Raw genomic sequence first — 16,785 nt, 5'->3', positions numbered from 1 at the left:
TGTTGGTGGTGTAGGCAAACTGGTAGGACGTGTTGTCGGCATACGTTTGCTTGGTCACCCTTCCGTTGGTGTCATACTGGTTGGTGACCCACACATGACCCCGCCGGTCTTGCATGGTCAGCATGCGGTTGTTGCTGTCGTAGGTGTATTGCTCGGTGGTCTGGTCCGGATAGGTGACCGTCGCCAGGCTGCCAGCACTGTTATAGGCATAGCCGATGGTGCGACCACTGTTGTCGGTGGCGCTGGTGATGCGGTTGCTGCTGTCGTAGTTGAACGTGATCGTGCGCCCGCTCGGCGACACCATCTGCTGGATCAGGCCGCCGTTGTAGCTGAACTGGATTTGATTGCCGTAGCGGTCCTGGATCCACGACAGGGAATTGGGCACGTGGCGGGTGAAGGCGTACTGGGTCCCGTCCTTCATGGTGAGGATCCAGTGCGCACCCAGAGGCGTGTTGTCCAGCAGGAACTGGATGGTCGAGCCATAGAAGGCCGAGTTTGTGCCCGTGTGTTCCCACACCGCTCCCGTGAGGGGCCAGTTGTCGTTGCCGCTAATCTGGTTATAGGCAATCCCTTCGCCGCACGGCAGTACCAGCGACATGCTGGTTCCTACAGAGCTGCTCGCGCTCCACAGATGGATACCAAAGTTGGCATTGCCGCCAACCCCGAAGGCATGCGAGTTGGAATCAGCCGATGTGTAGGCGCGCGTTAGCGTCAGCGGCATCACGTCGTTAATGGCAAAGTCGTTCCATTCGTGGAACAGAATGCCGGTCTGCAAATCGATCGGCTTTCCTTTTTTGCAATTGTTCGGCTTTTTTGCGTTCGGCGGATTGCCACTGCTCTGCGAGGCCCCTGCCCCCAACGCCCAAGCCAGCGTCACGCCCGGATCCGGTGCCAGATGCTTCGCATCGGCCGTCACATGCCCCGACCCATACATCTGCCAGCCTTCCTTGACGCTATACACCCAGAAATCGGCCGGCGTACTGGCCTTCGCCTTGCCGTAATTGGGATACACCACGCGAATGCCGCGGGCCGCTTCCGGCGTCAGCCCCTGCACCACCGCATCGCCCGGCTGGATGGTGAAGTACATCGGGAAGTTGTCGGGCAACGGGAACGGCGCGTGATCAACCGGCGTGGGCACCAGGGCGATATGCGTGAGCACATGCCCATGGCGATCCTTGAACACCGCGTCGGCGGGAATATGCAGTTCCAGGCCTGGCATATCCGGGTGCGTCAGCACCACTTCGCGTGTGGTCGGGGTGGGCAGCGTGATTTCATCGCGCGGCAGGACGCGCGGCAGATACATCACGAACGGCATGTGGCTGATGGCCTTGGCCTTCACGTCCGCGCCCACCACAAAACGGCCGTACTTCACCTCGCCGTGGCTGGCCGAGGCACCGTCCACGAGCAGTTCGTCGCGGCCGGCCGGAATGTTGGATAGCACGAACACACCCTTGGCATCGGTGCGCACGGTGGTGTTGCCGATGCTTACTTCGGCGTTGGCGACCGGGGTTTCATCGATCTGCCGCACCTGGCCGATCAGCGCTGTCGTGCCCTTCGGCAACGCGGCTTCGAGCGCATGCGTATCGGGCAGATGCTGATAAGGCGCGTACAGGCGCCAATGCGCACCGGTGAAATCGGGTGCGTTGTTCTTGCCGGGATAGAAGGCGCCATCGCGTACAAAGCTGTGCGGACGGCACAGGCTGTCGTCCGGGCAAGGCGCCGTATGGCCGCCACCGGCCATCACGTAAAGCGGCGGCAGCGACGGGCCGGCTTCCTTATCTTCCGGCGCAGGCCGTGCGCCGTGACCGGCCACCACCACGCCGGTGGCATCCGTGCTGGTGGTCGTAAAGCCAACCGTGGTGTACGGCACCGCCGCCCCTGTCGCGGTGTGCAAGCCTTTGACGAACAGCGTGTAGCGCGAGCCGGGATAGAGATCATCCGGCAGTTGCACGAACCCAAGGCGACCGCCTTCAGCGCCGATGACGTGTACCGGCACCGTGCCTTCCGGTCCCAGCAAGGTCACGCTGTGGGTGTTCAGTTGCTTCAGGTCAACCGGTACGGCAAAGCGCAACACCAGGGGACCGTGAATGGAGGCGTGGTCGGTATCCGAAATGGGGCGGGTTTCGGCGATCAGTGATGCCGACGAAGGTTTTGAAGCAACGCGTTGGGATGATGCCGCCGGAGGGAAGACCCAAGCGCTCTGCAAGGGCTGCCCTTTGTCATCGACACCGTTCTCGATGCGCACCGAACCATCGGCCTGCAACGTGGCGATCGCATCCATGCGCGGCGTGTGGGTTTCTGGCAACGGGGTCGATTGATGGGATGCTTCTTGCCATATCACCGCCGTCGTGGCGGGTGTGCCATCGGAGGACCAGCCTCCTGTCATCAGCAGCGTGCCGTCTGTCAGCACCGTCAACGTATGACCGGCTCGTGCGGGCAAGCCCAAGGAACCTGTGCGCACGAAATGCTGCGTGTCGGGGTTGAACCATTCGCCGCTTTCGAGCACATGGCCCTGGGCATCGATGCCGCCCCAGAGCAGCACCAAGCCATTGGGCATGACCGTGACTGAGCCAAAGCGACGTGTTTCAGGCAGTTTCAATACCGTTCGTTGGTGATCCCCAACGAGATAAACGAAACCCTCAGCGCCGTACATCTCTAAGATGCGACCGTCAGTTAACAGTGTGTGGCTAACGTGTGCCGAGGCGGGCATTACGTACATGTGACTCGCACAGGTGACGCGCTCGGGTGATGCAGCAGGTGGTAATGCCAACGCAAAGACACCAAGCGCCGCTAAACCGATCAACGCCGCCATACCCGACCGATCCAAACCTATCCGTTTTGCGTTCATCACCGATTCCTTTGGAATCTCTTCGTGTTAATCCATTTGGACGTCAAAACCGTGCGAACCTGCTCCGTTACTGCGGAGTCAATGTCAATTGCCCGCTACCGGGAATGCCCGAGGTGATTACCACAACGGTATAGGTACCACTGGCAGGCAGATTCGAAAGATTGATGGCCGAGGAACTGGCCGTGTAAAAGCTGGTGTAGGCGTTAGACGCCGTGATCGTCGTGGTCATGGGACTGTAGACATACACAGCCATAGCCTGATTGGCCGGCGTTGAACTCACATCCGACAGTTGTAATGCGAAGGTATCTCCCGCATTAGCATTGAAAGTGAGGCGTTCCACCTGCCCCACCCCTAAGTTGACCGTGGTGGGTGTACCGACCGTCAACGCAGGGCCGACCACATCCGGCTGGACCATGGCGTTAAAGCTCATCGTGCCACCACTCACCGGCGACACCACGACTGAATACGTGCCCGCCGCCAGGTTCCACAGCCCCATCCGTTCGGTTGCCCCTGGATAGGATGTCGAACAGTCGACGCTTCCAATGTTCGTTCCAGACGCGTTGTACACGTTGACGGCGACCGCGGTGCCTGCGCTGACACGGAGGTTGTCGAGAGTCAGTTCGAGGTTGGCCCCCGCCGTGGCGGTGAACGTCAGATAGGCATCCTGTCCCGCTGCAGCGGTAGCGTAGCTTTGAGCCGTACCGCTGCTAGGCAGCGTACCCGTGGCACCCGGTACCAACGTCAATTGCCCGCTTCCAGGAAATCCGGTGGTGAAGACCAGGACGGTATAGGTGCCGCTGGCTGGCAAGTTGGAAAGATTGATGACCGAGGAACTGGTCGTGGAAAAATTCGTGTAGGAGTTAGACGCTGTGATCGTCGTGGCAGTGGGGCTGTAGACGTACACAGACATGGTCTGATTGGCGGGTGTCGTGTTCACACCTGAAAGCTGCAGTGCGTAGGTATCCCCCACATTAGCGCTGAACGTTAGGCGTTCTACTTGCCCCACCCCTAAATTAACCGTGGTAGGTGTATTGGCAGCGAGCGATGGACCGACGGTATCCGGCTGTACGATCGCGTTAAAGCTGATGATGCTGCTTGCATCCACCGGCGACACCACGGCCGTGTAGGTTCCGGGAACTAGGTTCCATAACCCGATGCGGCAGGTAGCTCCGGGATTGGAGGTGTAACAAACACTGGAGGCCACCGACGTACCACTTGGCCCATAGACGTTGACGTTGACTTGCGTCGTACTCGACCCGGTGATGGTGATGCCGTCGAGCGTGAATTCGTCATTACCCCTTTTCGGAGCATCGAAGGTCAAGACACCGCTTTTCCCTGCAACTTCGGTGCTGAAACCAGTGGCACTTCCATTTGTCGGGAGGTAACTAATAGGGGCGCCGTTGACCGTACTGACAACACTACTGGGCAACACCGCAACTGGCATGGCGCTCGTTGCGCTCCCGTAGGGCGTGGTCACGGTTACGTGGCCACTCACCGCGTTATTCGGCACCGTGTACTGCACCCGGGTGTCGGTCTGGGATAATCCCGTCAACATATCCACACCGCCCATTTGCACGGCAGTACCACCCGCTACCGGACCAAGATGCGCACCGGTTATCGTGACCGTGGCACCCGCCGCAACAACCAACGGGTTGACCTGCGCAATGGTGGGAGGCGCTCCTGTGTCATCACTCACAAACGGAGTCACGCTGGTCACCGTCTGACCAGCCACAATCACAGTGATCGGTCCCGTCGTTGCACCATTCGGAACGCTAACGATCATTCGGGTAGGCGACGCAGAAAGCACGGTCGCCACCGTGCCGTTGAAGCTCACGGTATCGTTGGACGCGTTGCTGTCGAACCCCTGACCCTGGATGATGACTTGCGTTCCGGCCACACCGTGCGTCGGCATGAAGGCAAAGATAGCCAATTGGCCCGCCGATATCGGTGCACTGACCTGGCTGGTATGACCGAGCGTGTTGTAGCTGTATTGGACGCTAGTGCCGTTGGTCGCCGTCACCGCGACGACGCGGCCGTTGGCGTCATAGACATAGCTGGAGGTCTGCGCACGCACGACGCCAGATGCCAGCAGCATGATGCAAAGCATCGCGAGGGCGCTGGCGCGAAACCATCGATCAATCCAGCGTCGACGATGATTGCCACCGTCCGACTCACCTTGCGTACGACCCCCGACCCACCGTCCGTTCCCCAGCGATTCCATTGCACAGTCCTTTCCGCCGCTCCTTGGGAAACGGCCAGCCTGATCTCAACGCATAAACCCCTTAACCCGACGCCCATTCCCAGGTGAAAGAGGCGTGAAGCTGCCGCAAATCGAATCAGAACCGGCGTGAAGAATCCGTGAGAGTTTTCACGGTAGGCAGAGGCAGTCTTGTTATGGTCTGATGACGCGGCATCGCAACGGAGCCGTCTCCGGCGACGCGCATCCGCACCAATCGCATCACGAGGGGACCATGCACCGCCTAGGACATCTGACGCTTGCCGTCACGCTGGGAGCACTGCTCGCTGCCTGTAACCATCCCACCTCCACGGCAACTACGTCGAACGCTTCGACTGCATCCGACGGACCGACAAAGCCCGCCGCCACCGCCGACGAGAACACCTGGGGCAGCTATCTCGCCGAGCAGGGCAAGCTGCACGGCAAAGACGTGGCGATGCATCCGTACATCTACGTGATTCCCGCCGGGGACAGTGTCGCGGCGAACGCGCGTCGCCAGAACGAGACCGATTCGGTGGTACACAGCATCGGGCCCATCCTCATGCCGGGTGGCATGTTGATTGTGGGCGGTCCCGATCCCAAACAAACCACGGCGTTTCTGGGTGATGTCGCCAAGCAACTGAAAGCCGATGCATTGAAGGGCATCGTGGTGATGGTCGTCAGCGATGCCTCCGAACAAGCGGCCGATGCGGCAGCGCTCAAACCCAGCGGCGCCACCATGCGCTTTGTGACGATGTAGATGACCGACCCGTGACAGGAGACTGTGCAGGATGCCGCGCAGGGGCTGGATGTTGGTGGTGGTGGCAGCCGCGCTAACCGGCGTGGCGGTGGCGGTCGTGATGCATCCGGTGGCTCACGCGTCGCCCGACCCAGCGGTGCTAGCAAGGCGCATCGCGTTGGGCAAGCAGCTCTTTAACGATCCATCGTTGAGCGCCGACGGCACTGTGCGCTGCGCATCCTGCCACATCCCGGAAAGAAGCTATGCGGATAGACGCCCCGTGGCGATCGGGGTGCATGGGCATACGGGCACGCGCAACACTCCGAGCCTCCTCAATGTTGCGGCAGGCAGCGAGTCTTCGTTCTTTTGGGATGGGCGCCGCACGGCGCTTGAACAAGCGGTGCTCGATCCCCTCACCAATCCGGTGGAGATGGGGCTTCACGACCATGCCCAATTGTTGCAGCGGATCACGCGCAATCCTGCGTACCGCGCAGCGTTCGCGCAAGCCTTTCCGGATCGCAGCGATTCGCTCACACCGAGCGAAGTCGGCACGACGCTCGCCGCCTATGTCCGCTCGTTGAAGCAGCCCGACAGCCCGTTCGACCGCTATCAACGTGGTGACCGCGCTGCCCTGAATCCCCGCGCGCAACTGGGATTGGCCCTATTCCAAGGCAAGGCCGGCTGCGCCGAATGCCATCGGCTCGACGGCGCGTCATCCGCGCTTACCGATCACGCCTATCATCGATCGGGTGTCGGCCTGGATGGCATCACCGCGAATCTACCCGCGCTCACCGAAGGTGTGATCGCGCGTTCGCTACAAGGCAGCGCCATCGGCGATCGCGTCGCCACGCATGTGGACGAAGCACAGCTTGGACGATTCAACGTCACGCTGGACCCTGCAGACATCGGGCTGTTTCGTACCCCCTCGCTGCGTGGCGTATCCCGCACAGCGCCTTACATGCATGATGGCAGCGTACCGACACTCGACGAGGCGATCGATCGCGAGGTCTATTACCGCAGTCTGCAAGCTGGGTATCCCCTTAATCTCTCCGTGGAGGAGCGGCAAGACCTGAAAGCATTTCTTGAAGCCTTATGAAACCGCCTCATGCCTCCCCTGCTTGCAGTGGACGGATGTATCCTCGCGAACATCGAAGTGCCAACCAACATCGTATAACTCAGTGAAGCATGGGCAGCGCAACCTTTACATTTCGCGTCGATAAAGACCTGAAAAACGCGTTCTCCATCGCTGCAAAGGCTCATGGCTGTACCAGCGGGCAGCTGCTGCGTGACTTCATGCGCGACTACGTGAAGCAGCAAGAGGAAGCATCGGACTACGACACATGGCTACGTGCCAAGGTGCAGAAACCCCAAGCCTCTGCCGACGCCGGCAATCTGGTACCTGCCGTCGATGTCGAAGCCAGGTTTGTTGCTCGCCGAGCTGCTGCTCAAAAGATATAGGCTGGGATGAAATCCCGGCCTACGTGACTCGCCCATCAGGGTGTCTGCGCCAACTCACCGGCAAAGCGCATCGGCAAATCCCCGCTCAATCCTTGCGGATGGTCCTCCGGTACGGCAAAGCGCCAATGCCGCGCAATCTCCATCGCGTTCCCATCCAGCACGCTATCACCACTGGATTGCGCGACCGATGTGGCAGTCACCTGCCCCTGCCCGTCGACGGTTACATGCAACACCACATTGCCAACCGCATGATCTTTCATGCGTGAGGTGGGCACGGACGAAGCGGGTGTGGCGATCGGCACTAGCGTGACGGTGGCGTTGGCGGGAGTGACGGGGGTGGCGGCCACTTCATCCTGCGCGGGTATGTAGGGTGGTCGCGCCACGATCCATGCAGGCTTGGGGCGCGCGACGTTGCGATGCGTGGCATGCACCGCGTGCAGCGGCCCGGTTTCCGGCGGCGTGGCGCGCCCGGCGGTCTGGTCGCTCAGCCACTGCGTGCCCGCGGCACCGATGACCAGCGCAAGCAGACTCAAGATACCGGTGACGCGCAGCCGTGGCATCAGGAACTCAGCGTTCGAGAATCGCCACCACGCCCATGCCACCGGCGGTGCAGATGGAAATCAGGCCGCGGCCGGCGCCTTTCTGTTCAAGCAATTTCGCCAGCGTGGCGACAATGCGCGCACCGGTAGCGGCGAAAGGATGGCCCACCGCGAGGCTGGAGCCGTTCACATTGAGCTTGGCCGGATCAATGCTGCCCAGCGGCGCATCCAGGCCGAGGCGATGCTTGCAGTAATCGGCCGACTCCCACGCGCGCAGCGTGCATAGCACCTGCGCGGCAAAGGCTTCGTGGATTTCGTAGAAATCGAAATCCTGCAGCGTGAGGCCGTGGCGCTTGAGCAGGCGCGGCACCGCAATGGTAGGCGCCATCAGCAGCCCCTCGCCGTGCACGAAATCCACCGCGGCCACCTCGGCATCGCGCAAGTACGCCTGGATCGTCAAACCGCGCTTGGCGGCCCACGCATCGTTGGCCAGCAGCACGGCGGCAGCGCCATCGGAAAGGCCGGTGGAATTGCCGGCGGTGAGCGTGCCATGGCCGGAGCTTCTGTCGAAGGCCGGTTTCAATCCGGCCAGCTTGTCCATGCTGGTGTCCGGACGCAGGAAGCCGTCGCGCTTGATGCCGCGGAACGGGACGACCAGGTCGGTAAAGAAGCCGGCGTCATACGCCATCGCCAGTTTGCGATGGCTGTCCAGGGCAAGGCGATCCTGCGCTTCGCGGCCGATATGCCACTCGCGCGCCATCTTTTCGCAGTGCTCGCCCATCGACATGCCGGTGCGCGGCTCGGCCACCCCGGGAAAGGACGGCTTCAACTCGCTAAAAGAAAAACCGCGCACGGCGGTTTTCAGCTTGTCCAGCGGGGCTTTGGCGCGGTTGACCGCCAGCAGGCGCTTGCGCAGGCGCTGGCTATAGACGATCGGCACGTCGCTGGTGGTGTCCGAACCGCCCGCAATGCCGGCTTCGATCTGCCCGGTGGCGATCTTGTTGGCGATAAGGATGGCGTTGTCCAGCGAGGTGCCGCAGGCGCGGGCGGTGGTGATGCCCGGCGTGGTCGGCGCCAGGCCGGAACTGAGCAAGGCTTCGCGGGCCAGGTTCCACTCGGAGGCATGCTTGATCACCGCCCCCATCGCCACTTCACCCAGCTCCACGCCATGCAGCCCGAAACGTTCGACCAGCGCCCCCAGCACCTTGACCGACAGGCCGAAGTTGCCGACATCCGCATAGGCGGTGTTGTTGCGACAGAACGGGATGCGCACGCCGCCGATGACGCCAACGCGCTGCTGCGTGTTTTCCATAGCCTTGAATGGGTCCCAGTACACCGATTCAGCAAGGCTAACCCGCGCGGCGCCCCGGCGGAACCCCGCGCGGAGCGCCGATCAGCGAATGTTAGACTTGCGGGCTGTCTTCCCGATGCGTCGAACCTCGGAGCTGCCGGCAGTTCGAGGTTCGACGTCAGTGAGTCACGAGGTATCAAACACGTGGAATCCGCCAGCTCTCTTGTCGCCCTGCCCGCTGTCCTGGCCCTGGAACTCAGCCCCGGCGACCCTCCGGCGCGCCTGACGCTCACTCGCGACGAAGCCGCCGAGCTGGCTACCCTGGTGGCGGACGATCTGCATGGCCTGGTGCCCGACGTCGCGCAGGCCCGCCTGACCTTGGGCGGCGCCGTGTTCGACGCGGTGGAACTGCTGCGCCCCGGCTTTCCGGTATGGACCACGCTGGACGAGCTGGCCCGCCGGGTGCCGCGCGGCCAGCTCGGCAACGTGGTCGCCTTCGGTCATCACGAGGGCCGCATGCCGGCACAGCCGCTGGAACCGGACCCTGCCTACGCCGACGGCCCCATGCGCTTCCTGCCGTTGAGCCTGCTCGCCTCCGAGGAGCTTGCCGGTGCGCTGTCCGAGCGCATGGAGGTGGAACTGGTCGGCCGCGGCGAGGCGGGCGCGCGCACCGCCGATTGGCTGATGCGCACCCTCGGCATCCGCCTGGAACATGCGCGTTACCTGAGCCGCAACGACCTACTCGCACTCACCTGCGTGCAGTACGAGCACGTCAACCTCGCCTCGCTGTGGCAGTTGCTGGAAGCGGCGATGCTGACGCCCTACCGGCCCGAAACCGCGTTGAGCGCGCGCGGCCTGGCGTTGCGTTATGCCGAGGGCAAGGTTTGGATGCAGTCGCCCGCGCAGTGGCTGGCGGCGCAGGACAGGGGCATGGCCGAACGCGGCCATGCGCTGGCCGGCGCCGTGTTCGAATTGCGCCAATACGCCGCCCTGTTGCACGCACACGGCCTGGCATTGGAGCTGGATGGCGAATCCGCCCATGCCGGGCCAGGCTGGCTCGCCGAAACCCTGGCGCGACCCGATCCCGCCTATGACGCACCCACCCTGTTCGCGCACGAAGCGGCCGGCCTTGGCGTGGTGGCGGTCACCGTGGCGCAACGTGGTTCGGCCGGCAACGCCCGCGTGCTGGCGCATGGCTACCCCCTGTACTCCGCCGCGCTTGGATCGCTGCTGACCACGCTGGCCGATCGTTTCGGTGCAACCAGCGATCTGCATGCGCTAGGGAAGATCCAGCTCGATGCGCAGGGCGCGCTTGCCGCACCTGCCGTCGCCTTGCACTGAACTGGGGCGTTGATCCCGGCGGATCGTTCCGTTCATCACCAAACGAGCCCCGCCGCAGGTGCAAACGAAACGCGATCCGGCGCATGATGTGCGTAATCACGGCCGCACCGGAACCGCATGCCCAAGGTGACGCACCCCGTCGAAGGCGATTCGTCGGTCCCGGAGTCGGGCCTGGATCTGCTTGCACATGTCGTCCAGGGCGTGCCTGCACTCATCACGTATGTGGATCTGCGCGAGCATTTCGTGTTCGCCAACGAAGCGCACCGCCGCTGGTTCGAGCTCGATCCGGCCCAGATCATCGGCAAGCCGGTCAGTGACGTGCTGGACCCGGAAAGCTATCTGCGCGTGCGTGCCGCACTGCTGCAGGCATTGGGCGGCCATCATTCCAGCTACGAAGGGCCGCTGTTCAATCGCAGCCAGAACCATTATGTACATGGCAGCTTCACGCCCGACCGCGATCAACAGGGTCGGCTGCGCGGCGTCTTCACTGTCTTCACCGACATCACCGAACGCCACGCGTTGGAAGAACAGCTCCGAGACAGCGAGCACCGGTTTTCGCAGGCATTCCAGCACGCCGCCGTCGGCATGGCGATGATCCTTCCCGACGGCCGCTACCAGCGCGTGAACGCCGCGATGTGCAACATGCTCGGCTATACCGAAGCGCAGTTGCGCGCGATGACCTGGCGCGACGTGACCCATCCGGACGATCTGCCGCTGAGCGAAGCCTTGGCCGCGCAAGTCATCAGCGGCCGGCGCGAAGCGTTCCAGACCGAAAAGCGCTACCTCCATCAAGACGGCCACGTGGTGCACGTGATACTCAGCGTCGCGCAGGTGCGCAGCGATGCCGGGCAGCTCAATTACCTGGTCAGCCAGGTGCAGGACATCACCAAGCGCAAGCACTACGAGGAGGCGCTGTTCCGCGAGCGCCAGCTGGCCGAGGTGACGCTCAATTCGATCGGCGATGCGGTCATTACCACCGACGTGGCGCTCAATGTCACCTCGCTCAATCCGATCGCCGAGGCGATGACCGGCTGGTCCAGCGCCGACGCGAAAGGCAGCCCACTCGACGATGTCTTTCGCCTGCGCGACATGAACAACCGCCAGTTGCTGGACAATCCGCTGCGCCAGGCGATGCGGCGCAATGCGATCGTGGATTTCAGCGGCCGCGCCATCCTGCTCCATCGCAACGGCTTCGAAACGCCGATCGAAACCTCGTCGGCCTTGATCCACGACCACACCGGCATCGTCACCGGCGGCGTGCTGGTATGCCACGACATCAGCGAAACCCGCACGCTGGCGCTGAAGATGATCCAGCTGGCCCAGCACGACACACTCACCGGGCTGCCCAATCGCACACTGCTGTATGCACGCATCGAACAGGCCGCGACCATGGCGATGCAGCGCCATCGCCAGTGCGCGGTGCTGTATCTGGACCTGGATCACTTCCGCCGCGTCAACGATACGCTCGGCCATGGCGTGGGCGACCAGGTGTTGCAGGCGGTAGCACAACAGATTCGCAGCGTATTGCGCGACAGCGAAGACATGGCCTTCCGCTACAACGGCGACGAATTCGTGGTGCTGCTGCCACGCGTGGACGATGCGGACGAAGCCGCCAGTTTTGCGCGCAGGCTGCTCGATGCGTGCGCACAGACGCAGGTATCGCAGCTGCCGCCGCTGGAACTGCGCGCCAGCGTCGGCATCAGCCTGTTTCCGCGCGACGGCGTCGAGCCGGATGCGCTGGTGCGCACCGCCGATGCCGCCATGTACGAGGTCAAAAACCAGGGCCGCGACGGTTATTGCTTCTACGCACCGGAAATGAGCCAGCGTTCGGCTGCCAGCCAGCGCATCGAAAACGTGCTGCGCCACGCACTGGCGCACGACCAGCTCATGCTGCAGTACCAGCCCAAGGTGGATGCGCAACTGGGCCGCATCGTCGGCGCCGAAGCACTTTTACGCCTGTACGTGCAGGGCGAAGAAGTATTCACGCCGGATCAGTTCATCCCGGTGGCGGAAGATACCGGCCTGATCGTTTCCATCGGCACCTGGGCGTTGCGCGAAGCCTGTCTGCAGGCGCGCACGTGGCAGCGCGAAGGACATCCCATTGCGATCTCGGTGAACGTGTCGCCACTGCAATTCCAGTACGCCGGCTTCTACGAACGGCTCGACGGCATTCTCAACGAGACCGGTCTTGATCCGAGCTTGCTGGAACTGGAATTGACCGAGCGCACCATGATGAGCGGCGGCGACGGCACCATCCGCCTGTTGCGGCGTATTCGCCAACGCGGCGTGCGGCTGTCGCTGGATGATTTCGGTACGGGCTACAACAGTCTTTCCTACCTCAAGCATTTTCCGGTTGATGCACTGAAGATCGAACGCGCGTTCGTGCGCGACATTGCCCAGGATGCGGAAACCGCGGCGATCACTCGCGCCATCATCAGCATGGCGCGTAGCCTCAACAAGGATGTGATTGCCGAAGGCGTGGAAACGGAAGTGCAAAGCGCGTTCCTGCGCGATGCGGGCTGCTCGCACATGCAGGGGTTTCTGTTTGGTGCGCCGATGCCGGCGGAGAAATTCGAGGAGCGGCTGGCGGCCAACGTTGATTGACACGACGTCGCGTAGGCTGGGATGAAATCCCAGCTTGCTTGCGTGCTTACGTTCTGAACATCCTGCGCAACTCTTGCTGCGCCCGCTCCAGCAGCACTTCCGGCAAGCGATCCGGACGCACCGATGCCGGCGGCGTGGCGCGATCGATCACATGGTTATCGGCCAGCATCTGGATCATCGCCAAGTGATCGGCGGCCAGCAGCGCATTGCCCAATTCCGTCACCGGGGCCTTGCCGCGCACGTCCAGCCGTTCGCGCAACGCCACGATCACGTTCGGCGGCAATTCCCAATGCTTGGCCGCGCGCAAGGTGAGGTGATTGGACAAGTGCACGAAGTTGATCAGGAAAGCGCGGCTGAATACGCCAAGCGTGGGCGGCGCCTCTTGGTCGAGCACGCGGATCATGGCGCCGACGCCCGCGTTGCACACGATGCCCGCAAGATAGGCTTCGAACGGATCGCCTTGGCCGCGGCCAAGATAAGTGCTGACGTGGGCGCAGCGCTCCGCGTGGTCCCATAGCCGTTGGCCCGCCGAATGGCCGAGCATGCCGGCGCTGGCCTGCAGGATCGGCTTCATCACGTGCTGGGTCACCATCTGGCGCAAGCCATCGTGACCGAGCAGCACGACCGCGTGCTGCAAGCTGCTGATCGGCCGCGCCGTGCGGTAGTGCGCACTCTGGCTGACCCGCATCACTTCGCCGACCAGCACCGGATCACGTCCGATCAACTTGGCGACCTTGATGCCATCGGAGTTATCGCTCTTGAGCAGGCGCAAAAGCTGCGGCAGCACTTCCGGCAGACGCGGCAGGGTGGTGATGTCGAAACGGTCGCCGCCGCACAGCTCGTCCAGCCGCCGCAGCATCACTTGTTCCTGTGGGCGCATATCGGCCACGTCGGAACCGGGCATGCCCAGCACCAGGCGGTAGAACCAATCCTGGATATCCACGCTGCTCAGCGCCGGGACCGGCTCCGGTGGCTTGCCTTCATCGGGCCACGGCAGGACCACGCTGAGGCGCGGCCGTACCTTTTCCGGCTCGTCCCCCGCAAACAGCCGTTTCCAGAATCCGCTCATAGCCCGCCCAGGTGTCTCCCCATGGCAGGGTATCGGCAAGGATTGGCGGGGCTTGATGGGGGCGCACGTGGACGTTCACCCCCAGATCCGCCGCCCCGGCGAACGCCGGGGTCCAGCGCCTTTCATTTGATCATCGCGACAAACGGTTCCCTCCCCTGCTTGCAGGGGAGGGAACGCATGGTGGCGAGCACGCAGCGCCGCGCTATTTGCTACGCGGCTTCAGGATATCGTCGAGCAGATCCTTGCCATCCGCACGCACCAGATGCGGATAGCGCAGGCCTTCGTGGTAGTCGATCTTCACCGTGCTGTATACATCCACGTTCTTCACCAGCAACTCGATTGGCGCCGGTGACGTCTTGGCTGCGGTAACCGCATCCTTCAGCGCATCGGTGGAAAAGTCGCGGCCATTGACGGCCACGATGGTCAAGTTCGGCACCAGCCCGGCCTTGAACGCCGGGCCATTCCACTGCACGTCGCCGATGCGGCCTTTCTGGCTGACCGTCAGGCCCAGCGAATAGGCCAGGTTCAAGCCGTGGCGAATGTCCTCGTAGGCTTTCTGCTCGGCATTGGGCGTGTCGTCGAACACCAGCTTCCAGCCGCCGCGCTGGATGCCGTGCTCGGGCAGTTCGTTACCGGTGTAGTCGAGGCGATCGCGCAGGAACTTCGCCCAGTCGAACGGCTGTACCTGGTTGAGCGTGTTGATCACGTCGTCGAAGGTGTAGGTCTTGGTGGCGTAGCTGCCGTTGTCCATGCCATAGAAGGCATGCGCGAAATCATCCAGCGAATGCTTGCCGTTGCTGAGTTCGCGGATCTTGGTATCGACATCGAGCCACAGCAGCTGGCCTTCCGGATAGAAATCGGTATCGCGAATCCAGTTGACCCAGCTTTGCGAGCCGTAATAGGTGAGCGGCGCGGCATCGGCGGTGTCCTGCAGCGAGCGCCAGGCACGGCCGGTGCGGTAGGTCATGGCGCCGGCAATGTTGGCGATGGAATCGCGGTATTGGTCCGGCGTCCACAGCCCGGCGCGCGCGGTAAGAATGCCGCACCAGTAATCGGTCAGGCCTTCGTACACCCACAGCAGGTCATCCTGCATCGGCACATTGAAGTTGGGCGTCCACAAATCGGCGGGACGGCGGAATTTGCCGTTCCACGAGTGCACCATTTCGTGCGGCATCAGGCTGGCGGCCACCAGGTGCATGTCGTCGTCGGTGAAGAAATCCGCCGGCAGGCGATCGTCGCTGGACTGATGATGTTCCAGGCCGAAGTGACCGGTGTGATCCGACAAGGTCAGCAGGAAATCGTAGTGCTCGTAGTGATGCGAACCGAACAGCAGGTTGGTCTGCGTCACCACGTTGCGCTGCTGCTGGAGCTCTTTGTCGGTGAGCTTCACCGCCTTCATCGAATCGCCGACGACGTTCAAGTGCACCGGCGCGCCACCCTTGGGCGTGAGGTCGACGCGATTGAAGTTCGCGCCGGCAATCAGCGGCGAATCCACGAAATTGTTGAAGCTCAGCGGCTTGAACCGGATGCTGTTGCCCGATTGGCCAGCTACCTCCAGCGCACTGCCGAACTTCCAGCCCTGCGGCAATTGCACGGTCGGCTGAATCTGGATCTGGCGCGTGTAGTAACCCGCCGGATAGAACGCCACCTGGTTGAATTCCATGTCGACCAGATCCGGTGAGGTGGATACGCTCGCACCGAAATTGCTGCCCTCGCCTTCGCCCGGCGACAGGAACTCGAATTCCAGATCCAGCTGGCTCACGTCTTGCGGTACATCGAGGTGGATCGCGTACATGTCGCGCAGATCGCGGCGCCATGGCAACTGCTTGCCATTGGCGCGGATGATCAGGCCCGATACGTTCGACACCGGACCGGACGGCGCGTGCTCGCCGGGAATCCACTGCGGATACAACAGCGTAAACGCGCCCGGCTTGACCGGAATGGTTTCGTGCGAGCGGAAGATGCGCTTGCCTGCATCGGTGAGATCGACATTGATGGTCAGCATGCCCGCATAGGGCTGATCGACCGGTGCCGGTACGTTGCCGGAATATGCCGATTGCGCGGCGGCAGTGGCGGAAAGGGAACAGACTGCCATCACAGCGGCGGCGATCAGGCTGAAACGCAAGGCTTGGGACTTCACTCGACAACTCCGGCAGGCGCTGCCCAGCGGACGTCCCGCAAGGACAGCAGAGGATGATGACCGCCCGTCAGGCGGATTGCCGGCGATGGTAGAGCGAAGACCCTACGCGGCCTCCCCTGCCAGAGGTCATGCATGTCGTATGTGCGGCATCCTCCATCTGCTGCGGCGTTGCACCACGCAAATGCTTGCGGCTGCCGATTCCCCACCGATCACGGGCCGGGACGAAATCCCGGCGTTCGTGAGCGCGCTACCAGCATTGCTCCGAACTTAAGGACGTAGCGTGATTCCTCGTAGGTTCGCGGTGAGCGTATGCGAACCCCAATATGAATCGCCCCGATTTCTGTGGAGGCTGTCTGGTTTAAGTAGTCATGCTGCCGCGGCTTCGACGTCCTTCCGTAGGCGGTAGTAATTTTCTTCGGCCTCGGCGGGCGGAATATAGCCGATCGATCCAAGCAACCGCTGGTGGTTGAACCATGAAACCCACTCAAGCGTAGCCAGCTCGACGGCCTCGATGGTTTTCCACGGTGCACGACGATGAATC

The 16,785-nt window shown here is 62.5% G+C and carries 11 protein-coding genes and 1 pseudogene; 5 read left to right on the top strand and 7 right to left on the bottom strand.

Going from position 1 to position 16,785, the window contains the following annotated elements; translation table 11 throughout:
- Both VMA74_RS10725 and VMA74_RS10720 read right to left on the bottom strand, forming a co-directional pair.
- Positions 1-2,599, bottom strand: a 2,599-nt coding sequence (locus VMA74_RS10725) for an RHS repeat domain-containing protein (protein ID WP_325366758.1), incomplete at its 3' end; no start/stop codon positions are given.
- Positions 2,600-2,915: 316 nt separating this feature from the next.
- Positions 2,916-4,943 carry a pre-peptidase C-terminal domain-containing protein gene (locus VMA74_RS10720; protein WP_325366756.1) on the bottom strand — a complete coding sequence of 676 codons (2,028 nt, stop codon included), beginning with the start codon at positions 4,941-4,943 and terminating at the stop codon, positions 2,916-2,918.
- Positions 4,944-5,319: 376 nt separating this feature from the next.
- Between VMA74_RS10720 and VMA74_RS10715 the strand changes: the two genes are divergently transcribed.
- From VMA74_RS10715 to VMA74_RS10705, 3 genes are all read left to right on the top strand, one after another.
- Entirely contained in the window at positions 5,320-5,823 is a 504-nt protein-coding gene (locus tag VMA74_RS10715; protein WP_325366754.1) for a hypothetical protein, read from the top strand.
- 31 nt (positions 5,824-5,854) lie between these two features.
- On the top strand, positions 5,855-6,898 hold the full coding sequence (locus VMA74_RS10710; protein ID WP_325366752.1) for a cytochrome-c peroxidase: 1,044 nt from the start codon (positions 5,855-5,857) through the stop codon (positions 6,896-6,898).
- A gap of 89 nt (positions 6,899-6,987) precedes the next feature.
- A complete protein-coding gene (locus VMA74_RS10705) occupies positions 6,988-7,260 on the top strand; it encodes a hypothetical protein (protein ID WP_325366751.1) in 273 nt (90 codons plus the stop codon).
- Between the two features lie 35 nt (positions 7,261-7,295).
- On the opposite strand, the gene VMA74_RS10700 is transcribed toward VMA74_RS10705, so the two are convergent.
- Both VMA74_RS10700 and VMA74_RS10695 read right to left on the bottom strand, forming a co-directional pair.
- Positions 7,296-7,820, bottom strand: coding sequence for an energy transducer TonB (locus VMA74_RS10700; protein WP_325366749.1), 525 nt, complete (start codon positions 7,818-7,820; stop codon positions 7,296-7,298).
- Positions 7,821-7,827: 7 nt separating this feature from the next.
- Positions 7,828-9,111: an acetyl-CoA C-acetyltransferase gene (locus tag VMA74_RS10695; protein ID WP_325366748.1), complete on the bottom strand. Its 1,284-nt coding sequence runs from the start codon at positions 9,109-9,111 to the stop codon at positions 7,828-7,830.
- A 183-nt stretch (positions 9,112-9,294) separates the two neighbouring features.
- On the opposite strand from VMA74_RS10695, the gene VMA74_RS10690 reads away from it, so the two are divergent.
- Together VMA74_RS10690 and VMA74_RS10685 are read left to right on the top strand one after the other, a co-directional pair.
- A complete protein-coding gene (locus VMA74_RS10690; protein WP_325366746.1) occupies positions 9,295-10,431 on the top strand; it encodes a hypothetical protein in 1,137 nt (378 codons plus the stop codon).
- A 117-nt stretch (positions 10,432-10,548) separates the two neighbouring features.
- Positions 10,549-13,035: a sensor domain-containing protein gene (locus VMA74_RS10685; RefSeq protein WP_325366744.1), complete on the top strand. Its 2,487-nt coding sequence runs from the start codon at positions 10,549-10,551 to the stop codon at positions 13,033-13,035.
- Positions 13,036-13,081: 46 nt separating this feature from the next.
- Here VMA74_RS10685 and VMA74_RS10680 read toward each other — a convergent pair whose 3' ends face one another.
- The 3 genes and pseudogenes from VMA74_RS10680 to VMA74_RS10670 all read right to left on the bottom strand — a co-directional run.
- Positions 13,082-14,104, bottom strand: a complete 1,023-nt coding sequence (locus VMA74_RS10680; RefSeq protein ID WP_325366742.1) for an HDOD domain-containing protein — start codon at positions 14,102-14,104, stop codon at positions 13,082-13,084.
- A gap of 202 nt (positions 14,105-14,306) precedes the next feature.
- Positions 14,307-16,244, bottom strand: coding sequence for a M61 family peptidase (locus tag VMA74_RS10675; protein ID WP_325366740.1), 1,938 nt, complete (start codon positions 16,242-16,244; stop codon positions 14,307-14,309).
- A 366-nt stretch (positions 16,245-16,610) separates the two neighbouring features.
- Positions 16,611-16,785 (bottom strand): annotated as a pseudogene (locus VMA74_RS10670) (IS3 family transposase); the annotation flags it as partial.

The sequence above is a fragment of the Dyella sp. genome (genome assembly GCF_035508675.1).
Lineage (GTDB): Bacteria > Pseudomonadota > Gammaproteobacteria > Xanthomonadales > Rhodanobacteraceae > Dyella_B.
The sequence above is the reverse complement of the archived record's forward strand: the minus strand, read 5'-3'. Positions and strand labels throughout refer to the sequence as shown.

Bases quoted from the DNA above. Each gene is read 5' to 3' on its own strand.
- VMA74_RS10720 (WP_325366756.1), bottom strand. From the start codon at position 4,943: ATGCTGCTGGCATCTGGCGTCGTGCGTGCGCAGACCTCCAGCTATGTC.
- VMA74_RS10715 (WP_325366754.1), top strand. From the start codon at position 5,320: ATGCACCGCCTAGGACATCTGACGCTTGCCGTCACGCTGGGAGCACTG.
- VMA74_RS10710 (WP_325366752.1), top strand. From the start codon at position 5,855: ATGCCGCGCAGGGGCTGGATGTTGGTGGTGGTGGCAGCCGCGCTAACC.
- VMA74_RS10705 (WP_325366751.1), top strand. From the start codon at position 6,988: ATGGGCAGCGCAACCTTTACATTTCGCGTCGATAAAGACCTGAAAAAC.
- VMA74_RS10700 (WP_325366749.1), bottom strand. From the start codon at position 7,820: ATGCCACGGCTGCGCGTCACCGGTATCTTGAGTCTGCTTGCGCTGGTC.
- VMA74_RS10695 (WP_325366748.1), bottom strand. From the start codon at position 9,111: ATGGAAAACACGCAGCAGCGCGTTGGCGTCATCGGCGGCGTGCGCATC.
- VMA74_RS10685 (WP_325366744.1), top strand. From the start codon at position 10,549: ATGCCCAAGGTGACGCACCCCGTCGAAGGCGATTCGTCGGTCCCGGAG.
- VMA74_RS10680 (WP_325366742.1), bottom strand. From the start codon at position 14,104: ATGAGCGGATTCTGGAAACGGCTGTTTGCGGGGGACGAGCCGGAAAAG.